This is a genomic window from Streptomyces sp. NPDC101225 (assembly GCF_044767585.1).
GTDB lineage: Bacteria > Actinomycetota > Actinomycetes > Streptomycetales > Streptomycetaceae > Streptomyces.
Genome location: NZ_JBIWOE010000002.1, coordinates 440465 through 459459 on the forward strand (window position 1 = coordinate 440465; position 18995 = coordinate 459459).

Below are 18995 nucleotides of genomic sequence, written 5' to 3' on the forward strand. Positions count from 1 at the left end.
GGCAGGTCCGCGTATACGGGGATGTACGGGCTCTCAGCCCCGCCGGGCGGGACCGCACCAGGCGGCCAGGGCGGCCTTCAGGGCGGCGGTGTCCGGCGCCCGGTCCGGGTCGGCCGCCCAGGCGACATGGCCGTCGGGCCGGATCAGCAGCGCGGCGGGAGCGGGGATGTCACCGACCGCCGGGACGGGCCACACCTCGTCCTCGCTGCGCGCCCCGACCACCTCCACCCGGTCCGCCCACCCGGCGGCGGCCGCCGCCGGCGCGGGGTCGCCCCGCAGGTCGAGCAGGACCGGCCGCGCGGCGTGCAGCAGCTCGTGGACGCCGACGACGCCCCCGGCCGACTTCACATCGGCGTCCGGGACCCGCCGCCCGGTCAGCGGATGCTCCCCGTCGAGCGGGTAGCGGATGTCCAGCCCGGTCAGCAGGTGGCGCAGGTACTGGTTGACGTCGTCGAAGACCATCAGGGAGCTGAACACCTCACGCAGCGCGTCGGTCTGCGGGCCCGGCCGCACCAGCGCCGACTGCGCCCGGGTGTTGTGCAGCACCCGCTCCGCGACCGGATGCCGCTCGGCGTGGTAGCTGTCCAGCAGGCTCTCGGGCGCCCGGCCGCACACCACCGAGCCCAGTTTCCAGCCCAGGTTGACCGCGTCCTGCACCCCCATGTTCAGCCCCTGCCCGCCCGCCGGGAAGTGGATGTGCGCGGCGTCGCCGGCCAGCAGCACCCGGCCCGCGCGGTACCGGTCGGCCTGCCGCGCGGCGTCGTTGAACCGCGACACCCACCGCGGGTTGCGCATCCCGAAGTCGCTGCCCGCGACCCGCACCAGCGACTGCCGCAGCCGCTCGAAGGTGACCGGCTCGTCGCGGCCCGCGACCCGGTCGAACTCGGAGGTGATCACCCGGTGCCAGCCCGGCTCGAACGCGATCGCCGAGTAGTCGCCGACCGGGGTGCGCCGCACCCACACGTAGTCCTCGGGCAGCTCGGGCAGTTCGACGTCACCGACCAGCGCGGTCATCGTCGCCTCGGTACCGGGGAAGCCGATGCCCGCCAGCTTGCGCACCGTGCTGCGCCCGCCGTCGCAGCCCACCAGATAGCGCCCGCGCAGCGCCTCGGGCGCCGCGCCGTCCGCGCCGGCCAGCTCCACCGTCACACCGTCCTCGTCCTGGCGGATGCCGCGCACCTCGCAGGAGCGGCGCACCGTGACGCCCAGTTCACCGGCCCACTCCTCCAGCAGCCGCTCGACGGCGGACTGCAGGATCATCAGCGGGTAGGGGTGGCGGGACTCGGACTCGTCGAAGTCGAGGTAGAGGCCGGAGAAGTGGCCCACCGGCTGCGGTTCGCCCTCCGCCAGGAAGCGGTCCAGGATGCCGCGCTGGTCGAGGATCTCCAGGGTGCGGGAGTGGATGCCGCCCGCCCTCGACTCGCCGGAGCGCCGCGGCAGCCGTTCGGCCACCACCACCTCGGCGCCCGCCAGCCGCAGTTCGCAGGCGAGCATCAGGCCCGTGGGCCCGGCGCCCGCGATCACCACATCCGTGTCCGTGCCGGTGTCTCGCACGCCCGCCCCCTCCGTCCGCGGCGTCCGCGCCGCGCCTGATACGCCGTCACGCTCACGCTCACGTACGGCAGGCGGGCGCTTCAAGACACCTCGGCACCTGAACGGGGCATCCCGGCACCGGACTTGCGCGCCGTCCCGCCGGCGGGACAGGCGGCGGGCGGGACGCGGCCGGGGGAGCGGGGCGGGCGGTGCAGACCTGTGGCCCCGCCGGAGCGTTCTCCGGCGGGGCCAGGATGCCCGTGAGGCCGGCCGCGCGCAGGGCGGGTGGGGTCAGGCGGCGTCGAGGGCGCCGGTGATCTTGCGGGTCATGGCGTCCAGGGCCGGGCCCGGGCCGCCCTTGCCGGCGCCGGCCGCGGCCTCGACGGCGACCAGCACGGTGCTGCGGAAGTTGTCCGCCTCCCCGGGCGCCTGCTTCCTCAGCAGTGCGACCGAGGCGGTCAGCGCGGGCAGCACCCGGTCGGCGAGCTCGGCCGCCGACTTGCCGCCCAGGTCGCCGACCGGGGAGGACCTCTCCGCCAGCACGTGCCCGACCAGACCGGTCGCGGAGGTCAGCGCGATGCTGCCCTGGGTGGCCACCTTGTGCGGCGAGGCGGCACCGGCGGCCGCCGACATCAGGGAGACCGCACCGTAGGCGGCGGTGCGCAGGGTGGTCTTGTCCTGGTCGCTGAGGGTGACGGACATGGGGGGCTCCTAGAGAAAAGAGGGTGTCGTACGCCGTGGTCGGCGCCGCTCCGATTCCGTGACTCCAGCATGGCACATCTGTGACGCCATGGCGAGCCATTCATGGCATCAAGTTCGCGCCAATGGTGCCACGGGGTGACGTAAAACTGTGAAGTGCCAGCTCAGAAGCGGTAGTTCACTGGTGTCATCGCGGCCGGATGCGGGCCCGGGGCGGTGTGGGGGGTGGACGCAGGGGTGGCCCGCCGGGGTCCTCGGGGGATGGTGGGGACGCCGGCGGGCGGTTTTGCGCTCCGCCGGGGCTCATGACCGTGCACGTCGGAGCTCACGGTCCGCAAGCGTTCCACCCCGCGCTCGGGGCCCGCTCGCGCCGCGGTGGAGATCGCGGTGGAGATGCGGCGGGCCGCGGCGCCCGCGTCATGCGGGACTCGAACCGGCTTCGAGTGCCGTGACGGACGCTGGCCGACGGCCGTCGCCACCGATGGCCCATCACCTCGGCCGCAAGGGGGACACCCATGACCGTCCTGGACGACACGCCGGTCGCTCAGCAGCGGGGCACGGTCGCCGAACTCGAGGCCGTACGGGACGCCATGCGCCAGGGCCCCGGCGCCGGGGCCACCGAGGCGCAGCACGCCAAGGGCAAGCTCACCGCCCGCGAGCGGCTCGCCCTGCTCTTCGACGACGGCCGCTTCACCGAGGTCGAGGGGCTGCGCCGGCACCGGGCGAGCGGGTTCGGCCTGGAGGACCGGCGCCCCTACACCGACGGCGTGGTCACCGGCTGGGGCCGGGTCTTCGGACGCACCGCCTTCGCCTACGCCCACGACTTCCGGATCTTCGGCGGCTCCCTCGGCGAGGCGCACGCCGAGAAGATCCACAAGATCATGGACATGGCCGCCACGGCCGGGGCCCCGCTGATCGGCCTGTGCGACGGGGCCGGGGCGCGCATCCAGGAGGGCGTGAGCGCGCTCGCCGGATACGGCGGGATCTTCCAGCGCAACGTCCGCAACTCCGGGGTCATCCCGCAGATCAGCGTCATGCTGGGCCCGTGCGCGGGCGGCGCGGCCTACAGCCCCGCACTGACCGACTTCGTGTTCATGGTGCGCGGCACCGCGCAGATGTTCATCACCGGCCCGGACGTGGTCGAGACGGTCACCGGGGAGCGGATCGGCCACGACGAACTGGGCGGCGCGGACGCCCACACCCGCCGCTCCGGGGTGGCCCACTTCGCCTACGACGACGAGGAGAGCTGCCTGGCCGACGTCCGCTACCTGCTGTCGTTCCTGCCCGCCAACAACCGGGACCTGCCGCCGGCCGAGCCCTGCACCGACCGGCCCGACCGGCTCACCCCGGCCCTGCTCGACCTGGTGCCCGCGGACGAGAAACACTCCTACGACGTGCGCGCGGTCATCGAGGAGGTGGCCGACGACGGCGAGTTCTTCGAGGTGCACGAGGCATGGGCGCCCAACGTGGTGTGCGCGCTGGCCCGCCTGGACGGCCAGGCCGTCGGCGTCGTCGCCAACCAGCCCGCCGTGCTCGCCGGCGTCCTCGACCTCGAGGGCAGCCAGAAGGCGGCCCGCTTCGTGCAGTTCTGCGACGCCTTCAACATCCCGCTGGTGACCCTGGTGGACGTGCCCGGCTTCCTGCCCGGCGTCGGCCAGGAGCACGGCGGCATCATCCGCCACGGCGCGAAACTCCTCTACGCCTACTGCAACGCCACCGTCCCCCGCATCCAGCTGATCCTGCGCAAGGCCTACGGCGGCGCCTACATCGTCATGGACTCACGCTCCATCGGCTCCGACCTCTCCCTGGCCTGGCCCGGCAACGAGATCGCCGTGATGGGCGCGGAGGGCGCCGCGAACGTCGTCTTCCGCCGCGAGATCGCCGCCGCCGCCGACCCCGACGCCGCCCGCCGCCAGTACATCAAGGAGTACCGCGACCAGCTCATGCACCCCTACCACGCCGCCGAGCGCGGCCTGGTCGACGACGTCATCGACCCCGCCCAGACCCGCATCCGGCTGATCGACGCCCTGGCGATGCTGCGCACCAAGTACGTCGACCGGCCCTCCCGCAAACACGGCAACCAGCCTCATTGACATCCTCGCCCACCTGAAGGAGGACGATTCCCGTCTGTCACACCGTTGTCGGGTGCGGCTCCGGGTGGGTTCCTGTTTCTTCGCGCTGTGCCGGGACAGGTCCCGGTCTTACTCGCGCTCCGCAGGCTGTCACGGCCAGTCCGGCCGTCTTGGCGACGTTGACCGCCGCATTGATGTCCCGGTCAAGGACGGTCCCGCACTCGTTGCACGTCCAGGTGCGGACGTGGAGGGGTTTGGGGCCGTCCTTGATGCCGCAGGCCGAGCAGATCTGAGAGGTCGGCTCGAAGCGGCCGATGCGCATGAAGGTGCGCCCATACCGGCTGGCCTTGTATTCGAGCATGGTCACGAATTGGGACCATCCTGCGTCGTGCACGGACTTGGCCAGGCGTGTGCGGGCGAGTCCCCTGACCGCCAGGTCTTCCACCGCGATGGCTTGGTTTTCGCGGATCAGCTTGGTGGAGAGCTGGTGGTGGAATTCTCGCCTCGCGTCGGTGACCCGTGCGTGAGCGCGGGCGACCTTGATGCGGGCCTTGTTCCTGTTGTTGCTGCCCTGGTCCTTGCGGGACAAAGAGCGCTGAGCCTTCTTGAGCTGTTTCTCGGCCCGGCGCAGGAAGCGCGGACTGTCGATCTTTGTGCCGTCGGAGAGGACGGCGAAGTGCCCGAGGCCCAGGTCTATGCCTACCTCGGGCGTGACCGGCGTCAGGACTTCTTCCGGGCCGGTCTCCACGACGAAGGAAGCGAAGTACCTGCCCGCACTGTCCTTGATCACGGTCACGGTGGACGGTGTGGACGGCAGGGTGCGTGACCACTTCACTGGCACGTCGCCGACCTTGGGAAGCCGCAGCTTCCCGCCGGGGGTGATCTTCCATCCGGCGTTCGCGGTGAAGCGGATCGCCTGCCGGGTGTCCCGCTTGGACTTGAAGCGGGGCGGTCCCGTCTTCGGGCGTCTGCCGTTGAGGCCGTCGAAGAAGTTCCGGTAGGCGGTGGCCAGGTCCCGAAGGGACTGCTGGAGGATCACCGACGACACCTCAGCCAGCCAGGCCCGCTCGGGCGTCCTCTTCGCGGCCGTGAGCCGCTTGGACAGCTCAGCGGAGGTGACGAACGGCAGCCCGGCCGTGCGGGCGTCCTCACGGACGCGAAGCGCGTCGTTGAAGGCCACCCGTACGCATCCGAACGCCCTGGCCAGCGCGGAGCGCTGAGGACCGTTCGGGTACAGACGGAACCCGTACCTGAGCTGCATAGCGATCACCATACGTACTTGGTTCATGTCGCCTTGCTGGAACCCGAACCCCGATGTGCGTACGGGCCGTCATGTCGTCTACAACCTGTATGTCCATTTGGTTTTCGTCACGAAGTACCGGCGCAAGGCGATGACGGACGCCATGCTGACGCGCTGCGAGGAGATCATGCGGGAGGTGTGCGCGGACTTCGAGGCCGAGCTGAAGCAGTTCAGCGGCGAGGAGGATCACGTACACCTGCTCGTGCACTACCCGCCCAAGGCCCAGCTCTCCAAGCTGGTCAACTCCCTCAAGGGCGTATTGGCCCGTCTGTTACGCAAGGAGTACGACGCGCGCATGTACGCCGGTACCTGTGGGGTGGTCACTTCTGGTCCGGCTCGTACTTCGCCGGAAGCGATGGCCTTCCCCCCGGCGTAAACGCCGGAGCACTGGCCAAGATCAAAGGTAGAAGCACAGCCGGGGCCGGGTCAGGAGGGCGCGCCGGGGGCGTCCTCCGTTCCCGCGCCCGGCCCGGCGACCGCGAACCGGCCGCCGCCGGCACGCCACGGCACCTGCCGCAGGCCCCGGCGCAGGCACAGCAGCCGATACCGGCAACGGCGCCGCACGAGCCGGAGGAGCGGGGCGTGCGCCCCGGGGGTCGTCGCACGACGGGACATGGCTCTCCAGACGGTTGCCGCCCGGTGCTCGCAGGCGGGCGAGGGGACGCCGGTGTCCGAGCCACCATGAACGCTCCCGCACGAGAAGCGCTCGAAGAGCGATGGAGGCCCAACCGGCCCCGGAGCCAGGGAGATTGACCGGCGCGCCGGCCTCCCGTACGGGTGTCGTACACGGCGAAACGCGCTCGGGACCGCGGGCCGCGGAGGGCCTCTCGGCCCATCCTCGACCGGGAAACGAGCGCCACGGCGCATAGATGAAGAGTCGAGCCGGCCATGCCGGGTAGGCCGCGATCCCGAACAGGAGCCGGATCAGCATGAGCAGCAATCCGAGCCAGCGCACCGGGGCATCCGCCGTCGCACTCGACGATGCCTTCCACGTCTTCGACACCACGCTGCGCGACGGCGCGCAGCGCGAGGGCATCAACCTCACCGTGGCGGACAAGCTGGCCATCGCACGGCACCTGGACGACTTCGGCGTGGGCTTCATCGAGGGCGGCTGGCCCGGCGCCAACCCGCGCGACACCGAGTTCTTCGCCCGCGCCCGCAAGGAGATCGACTTCCGGCACGCGCGCCTGGTCGCCTTCGGCGCCACCCGCCGCCCCGGCGCCAGGGCCGCCGACGACCTCCAGGTCAAGGCGCTCCTGGACGCGGGCGCCGACGTGATCACCCTGGTCGCCAAGTCGCACGACCGGCACGTCGAACTCGCGCTGCGCACCACCCTGGAGGAGAACCTGGAGATGGTCCGCGACACCGTCTCCCATCTGGTCGCCCACGGACGGCGGGTGTTCGTGGACTGCGAGCACTTCTTCGACGGCCACCGCGCCAACCCCGCCTACGCCCGCGCCGTCGTACGCGCCGCGCACGAGGCGGGCGCCAGTGTCGTCGTCCTGTGCGACACCAACGGCGGCATGCTGCCCGCGCAGGTGCAGACGGTCGTGGCCGAGGTGCTGGCCGACACCGGGGCCCGGCTCGGCATCCACGCCCAGGACGACACCGGCTGCGCGGTCGCCAACACCCTCGCCGCCGTCGACGCCGGCGCCACCCACGTCCAGTGCACCGCCAACGGCTACGGCGAGCGCGTCGGCAACGCCAACCTCTTCCCCGTCGTCGCCGCCCTGGAGCTCAAGTACGACCGGCGGGTGCTGCCCGAGGGCGCGCTGCGCGAGATGACCCGGATCTCGCACGCCATCGCCGAGGTCGTCAACCTCACCCCCGCCACCCACCAGCCCTACGTCGGCGTCTCGGCCTTCGCCCACAAGGCCGGCCTGCACGCCTCCGCCATCAAGGTCGACCCCGACCTCTACCAGCACATCGACCCCGAACTGGTCGGCAACCGGCTGCGGATGCTCGTCTCCGACATGGCCGGCCGCGCCTCCATCGAGCTCAAGGGCAGGGAACTCGGCGTCGACCTGGGCGGCGACCGCGAACTGGTCGGCCGCGTCGTCGAGCGGGTCAAGGAACGCGAACTCAGGGGCTACACCTACGAGGCCGCCGACGCCAGCTTCGAACTGCTGCTGCGCGAGGAGGCCGAGGGCCGCGCCCGCCGCTACTTCCGCATCGAGTCCCGCCGCGCCATCGTCGAGGACCGCCCCGACGGCAGCCACGCCAACGAGGCCACGGTCAAGCTGTGGGCCAAGGGCGAGCGGATCGTCGCCGCGGCCGAGGGCAACGGCCCCATCAACGCCCTGGACCGCGCCCTGCGCGGCGCGCTGGAGGGCATCTACCCCCAGCTCGCCCGGCTCGGAATGACCGACTACAAGGTGCGCATCCTGGCGGGCACGCACGGCACGCAGTCCGCGACCCGCGTGCTGATCTCCACCACCGACGGCCAGGACGAGTGGTCCACGGTCGGCGTCGCGGAGAACGTCATCGCCGCCTCCTGGCAGGCCCTGGAGGAGGCCTACACCTACGGCCTGCTGCGGGCCGGCGTCGAGCCGGTCGAGTAGCGGGCGGGGCGGGCGGCGCGAGGGCGGCGTTCCCCCGGCTTCCCTCCGCGCCGCCGCTGCTCCCGCCCTGACCCCGGATGACGCCAGGCGGCACCGCCCGGCGCCACATGGCGCCATTCCCGGCTCCCGGCAGCGCCCGGACGGCCACGGCGACACGGCGAACCGGGTCGCCTTTTCCGCGTTCATGCAGGTAGAAGAGGTGGCGAGAGTCTTCACCTACCCGCGGCGCCATCCCTGCTTGCGCATGGTGCCATTGTGGTGCAATGATGGCGTCATGGATCTCACGCCGTATGTCGACACCCTCCGCCGCGAACTCGCGGTGGCCGCCGAGGCCGGCGGCGACGACGCCCGCGAGCTGGCCGAGCGGCTCACCGCCCCGCTGGAGTCGGCGACCCGTCTGACCCTGCTCAACGTGCTCTCCGCCGCGATGGACGAGATCACCCGCGAGCTCGCCCCCGGTTCGGTGGACGTACGGCTGCGCGGGCTCGACCCCGACTTCGTGGTGACACCGCCGCCCACCGACAGCGGCAGCGCCGCGCAGCCGCCGGAGCCCGCCGACGTGCTCAGGGCCCCGCTGCCCGCCGACGGCGACGACAGCGGCACCGCCCGCGTCAACCTGCGTCTGCCGGCCCACCTCAAGGCGCGCGCCGAGGAGGCCGCCGGCCGTGAGGGCCTGTCGGTCAACGCCTGGCTGGTGCGCGCCGTGTCGGCCGCGGTCGACGGCACCGCCCGGCCGCGGACGCCGGAGAAGACCCAGGCCGTCGGCCAGAGCTTCACGGGCTGGGTGCGCTGACCGCGCCCCCCGCCCGCACCACCACGTCACCCACACCACGTCCCACCTGCGGGGACGGTCCAAGGACCCATGAGGACGGTACAGCCATGCCTGTTTTCGACACCCCCGAACCCATCGCGGTCACCGCCCGCGTGGAGGCCGGTTCCATCCAGTTCACCGCGAGCGAGCGCACCGACACCATCGCCGAGGTGCGGCCCCGCGACCCGCGGAAGGACCAGGACGTCCGCACCGCCGAGCAGACCGAAGTCTCCTTCGCGGGCGGGGTGCTGACCGTGCGCACCCCCAAGCAGCGCTACCTGCTGGGGCGCACCGGCACCGTCGACGTGACGGTCGAGCTGCCCGCCGGCTCACGCATCGACATGACCGGCGCCTGGGCCCAGGTGCTCGGCGAGGGCCGGCTCGGCGAGGTCCGGGTGAAGACCTCCTCCGGCGACGTCCGCCTCGATGCCACCGGGCCGCTGCAGCTGACCGCCTCGCACGGCTCGATCACCGTCGACCGCGTCGAGGGCATGGCCGAGATCACCACCAGCTCCGGCAGCATGCGCGTCGGCCTCGTCGACGGGCCGGCCGTGCTGAAGAACTCGCACGGCACCACGACCGTCGCCGCCGCGATCGGCGAGCTGCGGGTGAGCGGCGCCAACGGCGACATCGACATCGCCCGCGCCGAGGGCTCGGTCACCGCCACCACCGCCCACGGCACCCTGCGCGTCGCCGAAGTCGCCCGCGGCGCCGTGCAGTTGGAGACCTCCTACGGCGCCATCGAGGTCGGCGTCCGCGAGGGCACCGCCGCCTGGCTCGACGTCAGCGCGGGCTCCGGCCAGGTGCGCAACACGCTCACCGCCTCCCAGAGCCCCGAGAAGAACGAGGAGACCGTCAACATCCGCGCCCGCACCCGGCACGGCAACATCGACATCCGCCGCGCCAAGCCCTGACCCTCCGGGTCCTCGGCCGCCGGCCCCGGTCCAGGCCCCTCGCCCGCCAGCCTCGCCCGGCCGGCCCCACCCCCCGAGGACCGGGGGCCCGCGCACCCGCCGGCCGCGGCGGTTCACCCCTTCCCGGGGCGGGGCCTGGCCGCTCACCCGGTCCGGCGCCAGGGCCGCCGCCCCGCTCCCCGGGCCGCTCGCCCGTAGACCGTGGCGCTCACCCCGCCACCGCAGCACGGCCGTTCGCACCGAATGCACGGCCGCCGCCCCCGCCCCCACCGCACCCGCGTCACCCACTTCACCCGCGTCGCCTCAACCCCGAAAGGGAGGCCGCCATGCCTTCTTCTGTCATGCCCACGTCCACACAGGCGGGCGGGCGCCCGCAGCCGCCCGCCGCCGTCTCCGCCACCGCTCTGCGCAAGTCCTACGGCGACAAGACCGTGCTCGACGGCATCGACCTGCACATCCCGGCCGGCTCCGTGTTCGCGCTGCTCGGCCCGAACGGCGCCGGCAAGACCACCACCGTGCAGATCCTGTCCACCCTCATCTGCGCCGATGACGCCTCCGGCCCGATCCGCGTCGGCGGCCACGACCTCGCCGCCGACCCCCAGGCCGTACGCGCCGCGATCGGCGTCACCGGGCAGTTCTCCGCCGTCGACGGCCTGATCACCGGCGAGGAGAACATGCTCCTCATGGCGGACCTGCACCACCTCTCCCGGAGCGAAGGACGCCGCGTGGCGGCCGAGTTGCTGGAACGCTTCGACCTCACCGAGGCCGCGGACAAGCCCGCCTCCACCTACTCCGGCGGCATGAAGCGCCGCCTCGACATCGCCATGACCCTGGTCGGCAGCCCGCGGATCATCTTCCTCGACGAACCGACCACCGGCCTGGACCCCCGCTCCCGGCACACCATGTGGGGCATCATCCGCGAACTGGTCACCGACGGCGTCACCGTCTTCCTCACCACCCAGTACCTGGAGGAGGCCGACGAACTCGCCGACCGCATCGCCGTCCTCAACGCCGGCCGCATCGCCGCCGAGGGCAGCGCCGAGGAGCTCAAGCGGCTCATCCCGGGCGGCCACGTCCGGCTGCGCTTCACCGACCCCGCCGCCTACCGCTCCGCCGCCGCCGCACTCGGCGGAGCCGGCCACGACGACGAGGCCCTCGCCCTGCAGCTGCCCAGCGACGGCAGCCAGCGCGAACTGCGCTCCATCCTCGACCGGCTGGAGACGGCCGGCATCGAGGCGGACGAACTGACCGTGCACACCCCCGACCTCGACGACGTGTTCTTCGCCCTGACCGCCACCACCGACACCGCCACTGACACCGCCGCCGGCTCCACCGCCACCACCGCTCCCGACCCGGCCAAGGAGGCCCTGCGATGAGCTCCCTCTCCCTCGCCGTGCGCGACTCGTCCACCATGCTGCGCCGCAACCTGCTGCACGCCCGCCGCTACCCCTCCCTGACCCTGAACCTGCTGCTGACGCCCGTCATGCTGCTGCTGCTCTTCGTCTACATCTTCGGCAACGCGATGAGCGCGGGCCTGGGCGCCGGCGCCGACCGCGCCGACTACATCGCCTACCTCGTGCCGGGACTGCTGCTGATGACGGTCGGCTCCACCACGATCGGCACCGCGGTCTCCGTCTCCAACGACATGACCGAGGGCATCATCGCCCGCTTCCGCACCATGGCCATCCACCGCGGCTCGGTCATCATCGGGCATGTCGTCGGCAGCGTGCTGCAGTGCGTGCTGAGCGTGGTCCTGGTCGGCGCGGTCGCCGTGGCGATCGGCTTCCGCTCCACCGACGCCACCGTCCTGGAATGGGCGGCCGCCTTCGGCCTGATCACCCTGTTCGCCCTCGCGCTGACCTGGATCGCGGTCGGCATGGGCCTGGTCAGCCCGAGCGCGGAGGCCGCCAGCAACAACGCGATGCCGCTGATCTTCCTCCCGCTCATCTCCAGCACCTTCGTGCCGCTGCACTCCATGCCGGGCTGGTTCCAGCCGATCGCCGAGTACCAGCCCTTCACGCCCGCCATCGAGACCCTGCGCGGCCTCCTGCTGGGCACCGCGATCGGCCACAACGGCTGGCTCGCCCTGGCCTGGTGCGCGGGCCTGGCCGTCCTCGGCTACGTCTGGTCGGCCGCGAAGTTCGACTGATCCTTGCAGGCAATCCCGCGGCTTCAGCCATGGGGAGGAGTTGCGCCGCGTCGCGGCGACGTGGAGCGTCACCGTCCCTCTTCCCGGCGGAGGCCGGGAAGAGGGACGGACGCGGCCGGGTCTCGCCGAAGCCACGTTCCGGCACCTGATGCGGGTGGCCATCGCCGTGCGCGAGGGGGCGATCTCCTCCTCGACGCTGCTGAAGCGGCTGCGCTCCGGGCCGCGGAAGAACGCCACCTGCACCGCGTTCCGCGGCCGGCCGCGTCATCTGCACCGTACAGCTGCTGCGCAACCTCTCGGACGCGCCGCTGCGTGGACTGCCACAGGGCGATGTGGTCGCGCATCTTGCCGCGCGCCGGGCATCGGGTCCTCGACCAGCGCCCCCACACAGGGCCGAAGATCGAGCAAGATGGAGCCATGGCATCCGAAGCGGCTGAGCACGTTCTGAGCATGGAGGATCTGCGCGAGGTCACAGCTTTCGCCAAGGCGTGTGCGCAAGAGGCGCTTGAGATCTTCGAGGCCGAGCGGCCGCAGGACGCGCGGCCTCGCCACGCGCTCGCCACGGCAGGGGAGTTCGCCAGGGGCGGCAAGCGCGGTAAAGCGCTGCGCGATGCGGCTTGGGCGGCGCTCAAGGCAGCGAAGGAAGCCCAGCCGGCCGCAGCGGAGGCGGCGCGCGCTGCGATGGCGGCGGCGGGCGCCGCCTACTTGCATCCGCTGCCGAACGCCAACCAGGTCAAGCACATTCTCGGGTCGGCTGCGCACGCGGCTAGGGCGGCCGAGCTGGCCGGTGGCGACCAGGCCGTCGGCGACGAACGTGTCACGAAGGCCGTGCGCCACGCGACCCCGGCCCTGGTCGACGTGCTCAAGCGATATCCGGTTGCATCGGCCGGCGGCGGACGCGTTGGCGAACTGACCCGCCTGTTGGACGCGGCCCTTCGCCGCTGAGCCTCCATCGGTGCGCCCTTGCTTCCGCTGGGCCCAGATCCGACGAACGCCAGAGGGGCTGCGGCATGGACTGTCACAGGGCGATGTGCCCGCGCATCTTGCCGCGCGCGCCCGGCATCGGGTCATCGAGCGTGAAGCCGGGAGTGGGGAACTGTTCGGCGATCCCGGACGGGGTGAGAGCGGCGGTGACAGGAATCTCCCAGCGGTTTCCACCAGGAACCCAGGTCCCCTTCGGGTCCACGCCGCGGATGCGCCTGACGAACCCGTCGACCACGTACGCCATCGCCTTCACGCGGGGGCGCTTGCGATCCGCCTGCGGCCAGATCTTGCGGTCCGCGTCGAACTGGGCCCCTGCTGCTGAACGTACTGCGGGGGCCGGGGTGCAGGAGCAGGTGGCCGCCCTGGCCGAACGGCTTCCTGCCGCAGGGCGCTTCGATCAGTTCATCGAGATCGGTGACCGCCGGGTGCGCCTCGGGTTCGGTCGGGAACCTGCTGGGAGCTTCGCTGCCCCTTGGGCGTGGGGGATGTGGAGTGATCTGGAACGCGGATCGTCTCGCCAAAGACGCGTGTGTGGTGCTGGGGTACACCCCAAGTAGGCGCCGTGCTGCCCTACGCGGCCCCGCCCGTCGGCCCCTCCCACCCCAAGACGGCGTACCCCGGCGGTCATGCGGGCGTACGCCGCTTCGCTCGTCAGCTGCCGCATGGTCCACGGCCGGCCGAGTCGCGCTCACCCAGGGACGACCAGTCCGCGCTCGCGCAGCTTCGGCAGGCAGATCTCCAGGCATGCCTCGACCGAGGCGGCATCGGTGCGTACGAGCAGGTCCTCGTGGAAGGGGAGGCCGTTCGCGACGAAGGTCCACGGCCTGACTCCGTCACGCATGCGTTCCGCATCGGCCTTGAACAGCACCGTGACGCCCTGCTCGGCCAGCGCCTCCATGACGCGCACCACGTCGGCCACCACTGCCTCCACCTGTCCGGATCGGTGGGTCACGTTACCCGCGCCCGCACGCTCCGGCTCGACGGCCCGGCAACGTGAGGTGGCTCAGCCGAGGAGGTCCAGCACCCGGCGCCAGGTCGGTTCGCCCGCGCCCGGGTCGTGGTCGGGAAGACCGCGGTCGGTGGAGAAGTGGCCGGAGCCCGGGTAGCGGAAGACCTTCAGGGCGACGCCCCGGGCCCGGGCCGCCCGGCGGAGTGCGGCGACGCGCTCGGGCGGAGCGAAGTCGTCCGGATCGGCGGCGTGCAACTGCACCCCGAGACCGGGGCGCACGGATGCGGGCAGTTCTGCAGGAACGAAATGAGCGGCGGGGAAAGTTGGGCTCGGTGGTCATGAGTCAAAGTGGTTCGCAGGCGGCGGCATTCTTTTGAGACGTTCGCCGGGGCCAAGTGGTCTGGTTCGTCCGCGATGACGACGGAAGCCCAACTTCCCTCTCCGTGGACGGCACGCGAAGTCTTCCCTTCTGGTCGACCTCGGCCCGCGCCCAGAGGGCAGCGAAGATCTGGGGGCATGGGCTACGCGTTGAATCCATGCCCTTGGACACCTGGCGCGATCGCGAACTGCCCGATGTCGCCCGAGACGGACTCATGATCGGCATCAACTGGAGTCAGCTGGGTGACGTTGTTGCGGTTGCCGCCGGTCAGGGTGGCGGCGAGCGGGATGCCGGTGGCGTCGGTGATCAGACATCCGATGGGGTTAAGCGGTCAGGCTGCGGCAGTGAGTAAGGGCTCGGGTCGGGATGGGAAAGCGATGGTTTCGTCGTAGTGGATTTGCTGGTCGAGGCAGTGGTGCAGGCACCCGATCATGCGGTTGAAGAGATTTCGCAAGGCTGAGATGTGCCGGTCGCCGGTGGTGCGCCTGCGGTCGTAGTGAGCCATGACGCCATCCAGCCGCGGCACGCCTACAGGCTCTGGCGGGCCTGCCGCATCCTGCGCAGCAGGTCCTGCTGGTCGCGTACCAGTTGGTCGATGCGCGCCTGCAGCCGCGCCAGCTCCGCCGCCAACTCGGCCGCACCGGGCGGCCGCCCGGCCGCGGGGGAGTGGGCGTGGGTGAGGACGGCCTCCATGCGGCAGCGCAGGGCCGGGCCCGGTTCGATGCCGAGGGTGGTGACCAGGTGGCGGCGGGCGCGTTCGTAGACGCCGAGGGCCTCGGCCTGCCGGCCGCACCGGTACAGGGCGGCCATCAGCAGGTCGTAGAAGCGTTCCCGCAGCGGGTGGTCGCAGGTCAGCCGTTCCAGGTCGCTGGTGATCTCGGTGTGCCGGCCGCAGTTCAGGCTCGCCTCGTACAGGGCCTCCAGGGTGGTCAGGCGCAGTTCCTCCAGCCGGTCCGCCTCGGCCGTGCACAGCGGGCCGTGGCAGCTGTCCTGGAGGGCGGCGCCGTGCCACAACGACAGGGCGCGGCCGAGGAGTTCGACGGCGTGGCGGGGGTCGTGGGGGACGGCGGCGCGGCCCTGTGCGGACAGCTGGGTGAAGCGCTGCACGTCGGTGGAGGCGGGGCCGAGGGCGAGGAGGTATCCGGTGGGCAGGGTGCTGATCCACTCGTGGCCGCCGGGGGAGGGCAGCAGCCGGCGCAGCCGGGCGACGTGGGACTGCAGGGCGTTGGGCGCGTTGGCCGGGGGCCGTTCGCCCCACAGCTCCTCCACCAGCCGCTCGGCGGGCAGGCGCCGGCCGGCGTGGACGACCAGGGTGGCGAGCAGGGCGCGCTGTTTGGGCCCGGAGGGCATGATGCCCGCCCCGGTCACCGGGTCGTGCACGGCCACCGGGCCGAGCAGCCGGAACTCGGCCGACCCGCCGCCCACCGGGGCCGGGGCCGGGGCGGTGAGGCCGAGGACGCTCATCAGGCCGCCCCGGACGGGGCCCGGGCCAGGAGCAGGGCGCGGCGTACGTCGTCCTGGATCCGCGCGGCGACCTGGCTCAGGTGGTCGTGGAAGTAGAAGTGGCCGCCGTCGAAGAGGTGCCGGCCCAGAAAGTGCGCGCTGGTGCCGGCCCAGCCGTCCAGGCGGTGCGGGGGTGCCACGTGGTCGTGGGTGCCGCCGAACACCGACAGCGGCACCGGCAGCGGCGCGGTCAGCGGCGGCGTGCGCCAGCTCTCGCTCAGGTGCAGGTCGGCCCGGATGACCGGCCGGAACAGCTCCCACAGCTCCTCGTGCTCCAGCACCGAGGACGAGGTGCCGCCCATCGAGATCAGCTCGCGGCGCAGGTCGTCGTCGGAGAGCAGGTAGCGGCGTGCCGGGTCGCCCTCGGGGTGCAGCGTGCCGCGGGCGGACACACCGAGCCAGACCGGCGGGGTGCGGCCCGACTCGACGAGCCGGCGGGTCAGTTCGTAGGCGACCATCCCGCCCATGCTGTGCCCGAAGAACGCGAAACGGCCCGTCAGCCGGTCCTCCAGCTCGGTCAGGAAGTACGCGAGCAGAGCGCCCGTGTCGCGCAGCGCGGGACGTTCGTCGCGGGGGCCGCGGCCCGGCGCGTCGGGGATCTGCACGTCCCAGCCGGCCGGGAAGGCGGACGGCCAGTCGCGGTACATCAGATGCGAACCACCGGAGTGGTGGAAGACGAACAGGCGCAGCTGAGGCTCTTCGGCCTTCGGCATGGCGACTCCAGGAGCGAGACGCCCCGGCAGCCGGCCCGGCGGCCTGGTCCCGGAGCGGAGGGGGCAGGTGGACGATAGCCGGACGGCGGCCGGGCCGGCCGCCGTCTCAAGTCGTTCTCGACGTCCTCTGCAGGCGTTCTCGAGGTGCGGGGACGCCCGTCAGGCCATGACCCAGGGGGCCGGGCCGCGCGTCGCGGGACCGGACGGGGCCGGGGACGGGCCGGCGTCCCAGGCCGGCTGCAGCGCGCCGGAGACGATGCCCCACAGCTGACCTGCCGTCAGGGCGCGTACGGGCACGGTGACCTGGCCGGCGAGGCTGACGCCGTAGGCGGCCTCCAGGGCGCTGACGATGCCGATGAGGGCCATGGAGTCCAGCCCGTAGGCCTCCATCGGCACGTCGGCGGCGGGTGCCTTGTCCCTGCCCAGGGCGGGCAGGCCCTGGCGGAGGATGGCCTCGAACCTCGCGTTCCACGGAGTCTGGCCCATGGGCGGACTTCCTTCCTGCTGCCGGTACGGTCGACGGCCGCGCAGACGCCTGCGGGCCGTTGCCACCGTGCCCGCCCCCGCTCGAGCGGCCGTCGACCGCCGTTCGAACCCGCCCGGCACGCCCGCCGCGGGGGCGCCCGTGACGGCCGTACCGCTCGGGGCCGCGGGGGAACGCGCCGCCGGTCCCGGCCGAGGCGGGCGCCGCCGGCCCGGGATGCGGGCATCATCGACACCCCCGGAACGCATCCGGACGCATCCGGGCCGGCGGCGGGAGACGGAAGACCATGACGAACGCGGACCCGATGGACCGGCAGCCGGTCCACGACGACTACGAGCGCGCCCGGAGCACCTTCCACCGGCTCCTGGAGCAGGCCACCGACGCCGACCTCGCCCGGCGCACCGACGGCACCCGCTGGACCAACAAGCAGCTGCTGTGGCACATGCTCTTCGGCTACATGATCGTGCTGCGGCTGCTGTTCCTGGTCCGCGTCTTCGGGCGCCTGCCCGACGGGGCCGGCCGGTGGTTCGCCCGGCTGCTGAACGCCGCGACGGTCCCGTTCGACCTCGTCAACTACCTCGGGCCGGTCGGCGCCGCCAAGGTCTACGGACCGCGACGGATGGCCGCCAGGTTCGACCGCGTCACCGGCCGGCTCGACCGCAGGCTCGCGGCCGAGTCCGAGGCCGCGCTCGGGCGCGGCATGCACTACCCGGTCCGCTGGGACCCCTTCTTCCAGGACTTCATGACGCTCGCCGACCTCTACCGCTACCCGACCCAGCACTTCGACTTCCACCACCGCCAGCTCACCCTGGACGAGGAGGACTGACACCCCCGCCGCACGGCCCCGCACGGCGTGCGCAGGTCAGGCGGCGGGGCAGAGCACGGCGGGGGAGCCGACGAGCGCAGCTGCGGGGGCGAGTGCGGGGCCGGGCACGGGGGAGGGGGCGGGCACCGGCGCGGGGGCCGCGGCCTGGGCGCGGCCGCGGCCGCGGGCGAAGACCACCACGCGCAGCACCGCGAACCGGGCGACACCGGCGAGGGCCGAGGCGCCCAGGTAGACGGCCTGCTCGAGCACCGCGCCGGGGGCCGCGACCAGCAGCTCCAGGACGGCCATCGCCGCGCAGGTCACCGCGTACGCGGCCGCCGCGGACCCGGCCGACTGGGCGTGCTGGCGCCAGGTGGCGTGCCCGCCCGCGCCGAAGGTGAAGCGGGCGTGCAGCTCGGTGGCCAGGACGGTGGACACCACGGTGACCACGGCGTTGGCCAGCACCCAGGGCATCCAGGCGGCGGCGGCCGCCACGGCGAAGCTGGAGGCGAGCCCCACGCCGCCGCCGCAGAGCACGAAGCGGGCGAACGCGGCGACGGCACCGTCCGCCGTCCGCCGCTGGTTCCGTGCTGTCTCCATGCCCCGCCCCTTTAGTGATGGCCCCGCTCTCGATGGCATCACTATGGCACACGATGTGTGTCACGTGTAGTCCTTATCGGTGTCGCCGGTGCCGTCCATGGCTCAGTGGCGGGGGAGGGGTCATGAAAGGTGCAGGCCGGACCGTCAATACCGGGACGCAGGAAGGCTGTTGGGGATCCGGCCGTGCTGTGGCGCAAAACCGTCCCTGGCTCGGAAGGGGGGTCGTTGACCTGCCGTTCCGCGCGGGTTTGCCGGGCGGTGGTCCTCACGTCGCGACAGCTTGACGGAAAATGGCTCGCTATGGTGCCACTCGTGTGCCATGCTGGAGTCACGGAATCGGAGCGGTGCCGACAAGGCGTACGTCACCCCTCTCTTCACCCCATCTCTGTTCAGGAGTCCTCCATGTCTGTGACCCTCAGCGACCAGGACAAGACCACCCTGCGTACCGCCGCCTACGGTGCGGTCTCCCTGATGTCGGCGGCCGCCGGTGCCGCCTCGCCGCACAAGGTGGCCACCCAGGGCAGCATCGCGCTGACCTC

General features: G+C 72.4%; 20 protein-coding genes and 3 pseudogenes. 11 read left to right on the plus strand and 12 right to left on the minus strand.

Annotated features, from left to right (window positions below):
• Positions 1-33: 33 nt before the first annotated feature.
• Positions 34-1554, minus strand: coding sequence for an FAD-dependent monooxygenase (locus tag ACIRPX_RS04700; RefSeq protein ID WP_404188189.1), 1521 nt, complete (start codon positions 1552-1554; stop codon positions 34-36).
• A 270-nt stretch (positions 1555-1824) separates the two neighbouring features.
• Positions 1825-2235, minus strand: a complete 411-nt coding sequence (locus tag ACIRPX_RS04705) for a hypothetical protein (protein ID WP_404188192.1) — start codon at positions 2233-2235, stop codon at positions 1825-1827.
• A 512-nt stretch (positions 2236-2747) separates the two neighbouring features.
• Between ACIRPX_RS04705 and ACIRPX_RS04710 the strand changes: the two genes are divergently transcribed.
• Positions 2748-4325 carry an acyl-CoA carboxylase subunit beta gene (locus ACIRPX_RS04710; protein ID WP_404188196.1) on the plus strand — a complete coding sequence of 526 codons (1578 nt, stop codon included), beginning with the start codon at positions 2748-2750 and terminating at the stop codon, positions 4323-4325.
• 37 nt (positions 4326-4362) lie between these two features.
• Here ACIRPX_RS04710 and ACIRPX_RS04715 read toward each other — a convergent pair whose 3' ends face one another.
• Positions 4363-5565: an RNA-guided endonuclease InsQ/TnpB family protein gene (locus ACIRPX_RS04715; protein ID WP_404188198.1), complete on the minus strand. Its 1203-nt coding sequence runs from the start codon at positions 5563-5565 to the stop codon at positions 4363-4365.
• Between the two features lie 25 nt (positions 5566-5590).
• Here ACIRPX_RS04715 and tnpA point away from each other — a divergent pair.
• From tnpA to ACIRPX_RS04755, 8 genes and pseudogenes are all read left to right on the plus strand, one after another.
• Positions 5591-5958, plus strand: a pseudogene (gene tnpA, locus ACIRPX_RS04720) (IS200/IS605 family transposase); the annotation flags it as partial.
• 575 nt (positions 5959-6533) lie between these two features.
• Positions 6534-8165, plus strand: coding sequence for a citramalate synthase (gene cimA, locus ACIRPX_RS04725; protein WP_404188201.1), 1632 nt, complete (start codon positions 6534-6536; stop codon positions 8163-8165).
• Between the two features lie 274 nt (positions 8166-8439).
• Positions 8440-8958, plus strand: a complete 519-nt coding sequence (locus ACIRPX_RS04730) for a hypothetical protein (protein WP_404188204.1) — start codon at positions 8440-8442, stop codon at positions 8956-8958.
• A gap of 86 nt (positions 8959-9044) precedes the next feature.
• Positions 9045-9890 (plus strand): DUF4097 family beta strand repeat-containing protein, encoded by an 846-nt coding sequence (locus ACIRPX_RS04735; RefSeq protein ID WP_404188207.1) that lies wholly within the window; start codon positions 9045-9047, stop codon positions 9888-9890.
• A 326-nt stretch (positions 9891-10216) separates the two neighbouring features.
• A complete protein-coding gene (locus ACIRPX_RS04740; RefSeq protein ID WP_404188209.1) occupies positions 10217-11266 on the plus strand; it encodes an ATP-binding cassette domain-containing protein in 1050 nt (349 codons plus the stop codon).
• Positions 11263-12039 (plus strand): ABC transporter permease, encoded by a 777-nt coding sequence (locus tag ACIRPX_RS04745; RefSeq protein WP_404188211.1) that lies wholly within the window; start codon positions 11263-11265, stop codon positions 12037-12039. Before ACIRPX_RS04740 ends, ACIRPX_RS04745 begins: the two co-directional genes overlap by 4 nt.
• 40 nt (positions 12040-12079) lie before the next feature.
• Positions 12080-12487: a Tn3 family transposase gene (locus ACIRPX_RS04750; protein WP_404188214.1), complete on the plus strand. Its 408-nt coding sequence runs from the start codon at positions 12080-12082 to the stop codon at positions 12485-12487.
• Positions 12457-12984 (plus strand): putative immunity protein, encoded by a 528-nt coding sequence (locus tag ACIRPX_RS04755; protein WP_404188216.1) that lies wholly within the window; start codon positions 12457-12459, stop codon positions 12982-12984. The genes ACIRPX_RS04750 and ACIRPX_RS04755 overlap by 31 nt, the downstream gene beginning before the upstream one ends.
• Positions 12985-13057: 73 nt before the next feature.
• Here ACIRPX_RS04755 and ACIRPX_RS04760 read toward each other — a convergent pair whose 3' ends face one another.
• The 3 genes from ACIRPX_RS04760 to ACIRPX_RS04770 all read right to left on the minus strand — a co-directional run bounded on the left by ACIRPX_RS04760 (position 13058) and on the right by ACIRPX_RS04770 (position 14233).
• Positions 13058-13267 (minus strand): hypothetical protein, encoded by a 210-nt coding sequence (locus ACIRPX_RS04760; protein WP_404188219.1) that lies wholly within the window; start codon positions 13265-13267, stop codon positions 13058-13060.
• Positions 13268-13711: 444 nt separating this feature from the next.
• Entirely contained in the window at positions 13712-13975 is a 264-nt protein-coding gene (locus tag ACIRPX_RS04765; RefSeq protein WP_404188221.1) for a hypothetical protein, read from the minus strand.
• A gap of 51 nt (positions 13976-14026) precedes the next feature.
• On the minus strand, positions 14027-14233 hold the full coding sequence (locus ACIRPX_RS04770; protein WP_404188223.1) for a dienelactone hydrolase family protein: 207 nt from the start codon (positions 14231-14233) through the stop codon (positions 14027-14029).
• Positions 14234-14367: 134 nt separating this feature from the next.
• Here ACIRPX_RS04770 and ACIRPX_RS04775 point away from each other — a divergent pair.
• A pseudogene (locus ACIRPX_RS04775) lies at positions 14368-14550 on the plus strand (DUF2750 domain-containing protein); the annotation flags it as partial.
• 21 nt (positions 14551-14571) lie between these two features.
• Here ACIRPX_RS04775 and ACIRPX_RS04780 read toward each other — a convergent pair.
• From ACIRPX_RS04780 to ACIRPX_RS04800, 5 genes and pseudogenes are all read right to left on the minus strand, one after another.
• Positions 14572-14661, minus strand: a pseudogene (locus tag ACIRPX_RS04780) (IS5/IS1182 family transposase); the annotation flags it as partial.
• Positions 14662-14682: 21 nt separating this feature from the next.
• Positions 14683-14856, minus strand: a complete 174-nt coding sequence (locus ACIRPX_RS04785) for a hypothetical protein (RefSeq protein WP_404188279.1) — start codon at positions 14854-14856, stop codon at positions 14683-14685.
• Between the two features lie 23 nt (positions 14857-14879).
• Positions 14880-15815 (minus strand): BTAD domain-containing putative transcriptional regulator, encoded by a 936-nt coding sequence (locus ACIRPX_RS04790; RefSeq protein ID WP_404188226.1) that lies wholly within the window; start codon positions 15813-15815, stop codon positions 14880-14882.
• The gene (locus tag ACIRPX_RS04795) at positions 15815-16567 is read right to left on the minus strand and encodes a thioesterase II family protein (protein WP_404188229.1); all 753 of its coding nucleotides are present in this window, start codon (positions 16565-16567) and stop codon (positions 15815-15817) included. Before ACIRPX_RS04795 ends, ACIRPX_RS04790 begins: the two co-directional genes overlap by 1 nt.
• Positions 16568-16726: 159 nt before the next feature.
• A complete protein-coding gene (locus tag ACIRPX_RS04800; RefSeq protein ID WP_404188232.1) occupies positions 16727-17053 on the minus strand; it encodes an acyl carrier protein in 327 nt (108 codons plus the stop codon).
• A 284-nt stretch (positions 17054-17337) separates the two neighbouring features.
• On the opposite strand from ACIRPX_RS04800, the gene ACIRPX_RS04805 reads away from it, so the two are divergent.
• The gene (locus tag ACIRPX_RS04805; protein ID WP_404188235.1) at positions 17338-17877 is read left to right on the plus strand and encodes a DinB family protein; all 540 of its coding nucleotides are present in this window, start codon (positions 17338-17340) and stop codon (positions 17875-17877) included.
• Positions 17878-17913: 36 nt separating this feature from the next.
• On the opposite strand, the gene ACIRPX_RS04810 is transcribed toward ACIRPX_RS04805, so the two are convergent.
• The gene (locus ACIRPX_RS04810) at positions 17914-18456 is read right to left on the minus strand and encodes a hypothetical protein (protein ID WP_404188239.1); all 543 of its coding nucleotides are present in this window, start codon (positions 18454-18456) and stop codon (positions 17914-17916) included.
• Between the last annotated feature and the right edge of the window lie 539 nt (positions 18457-18995).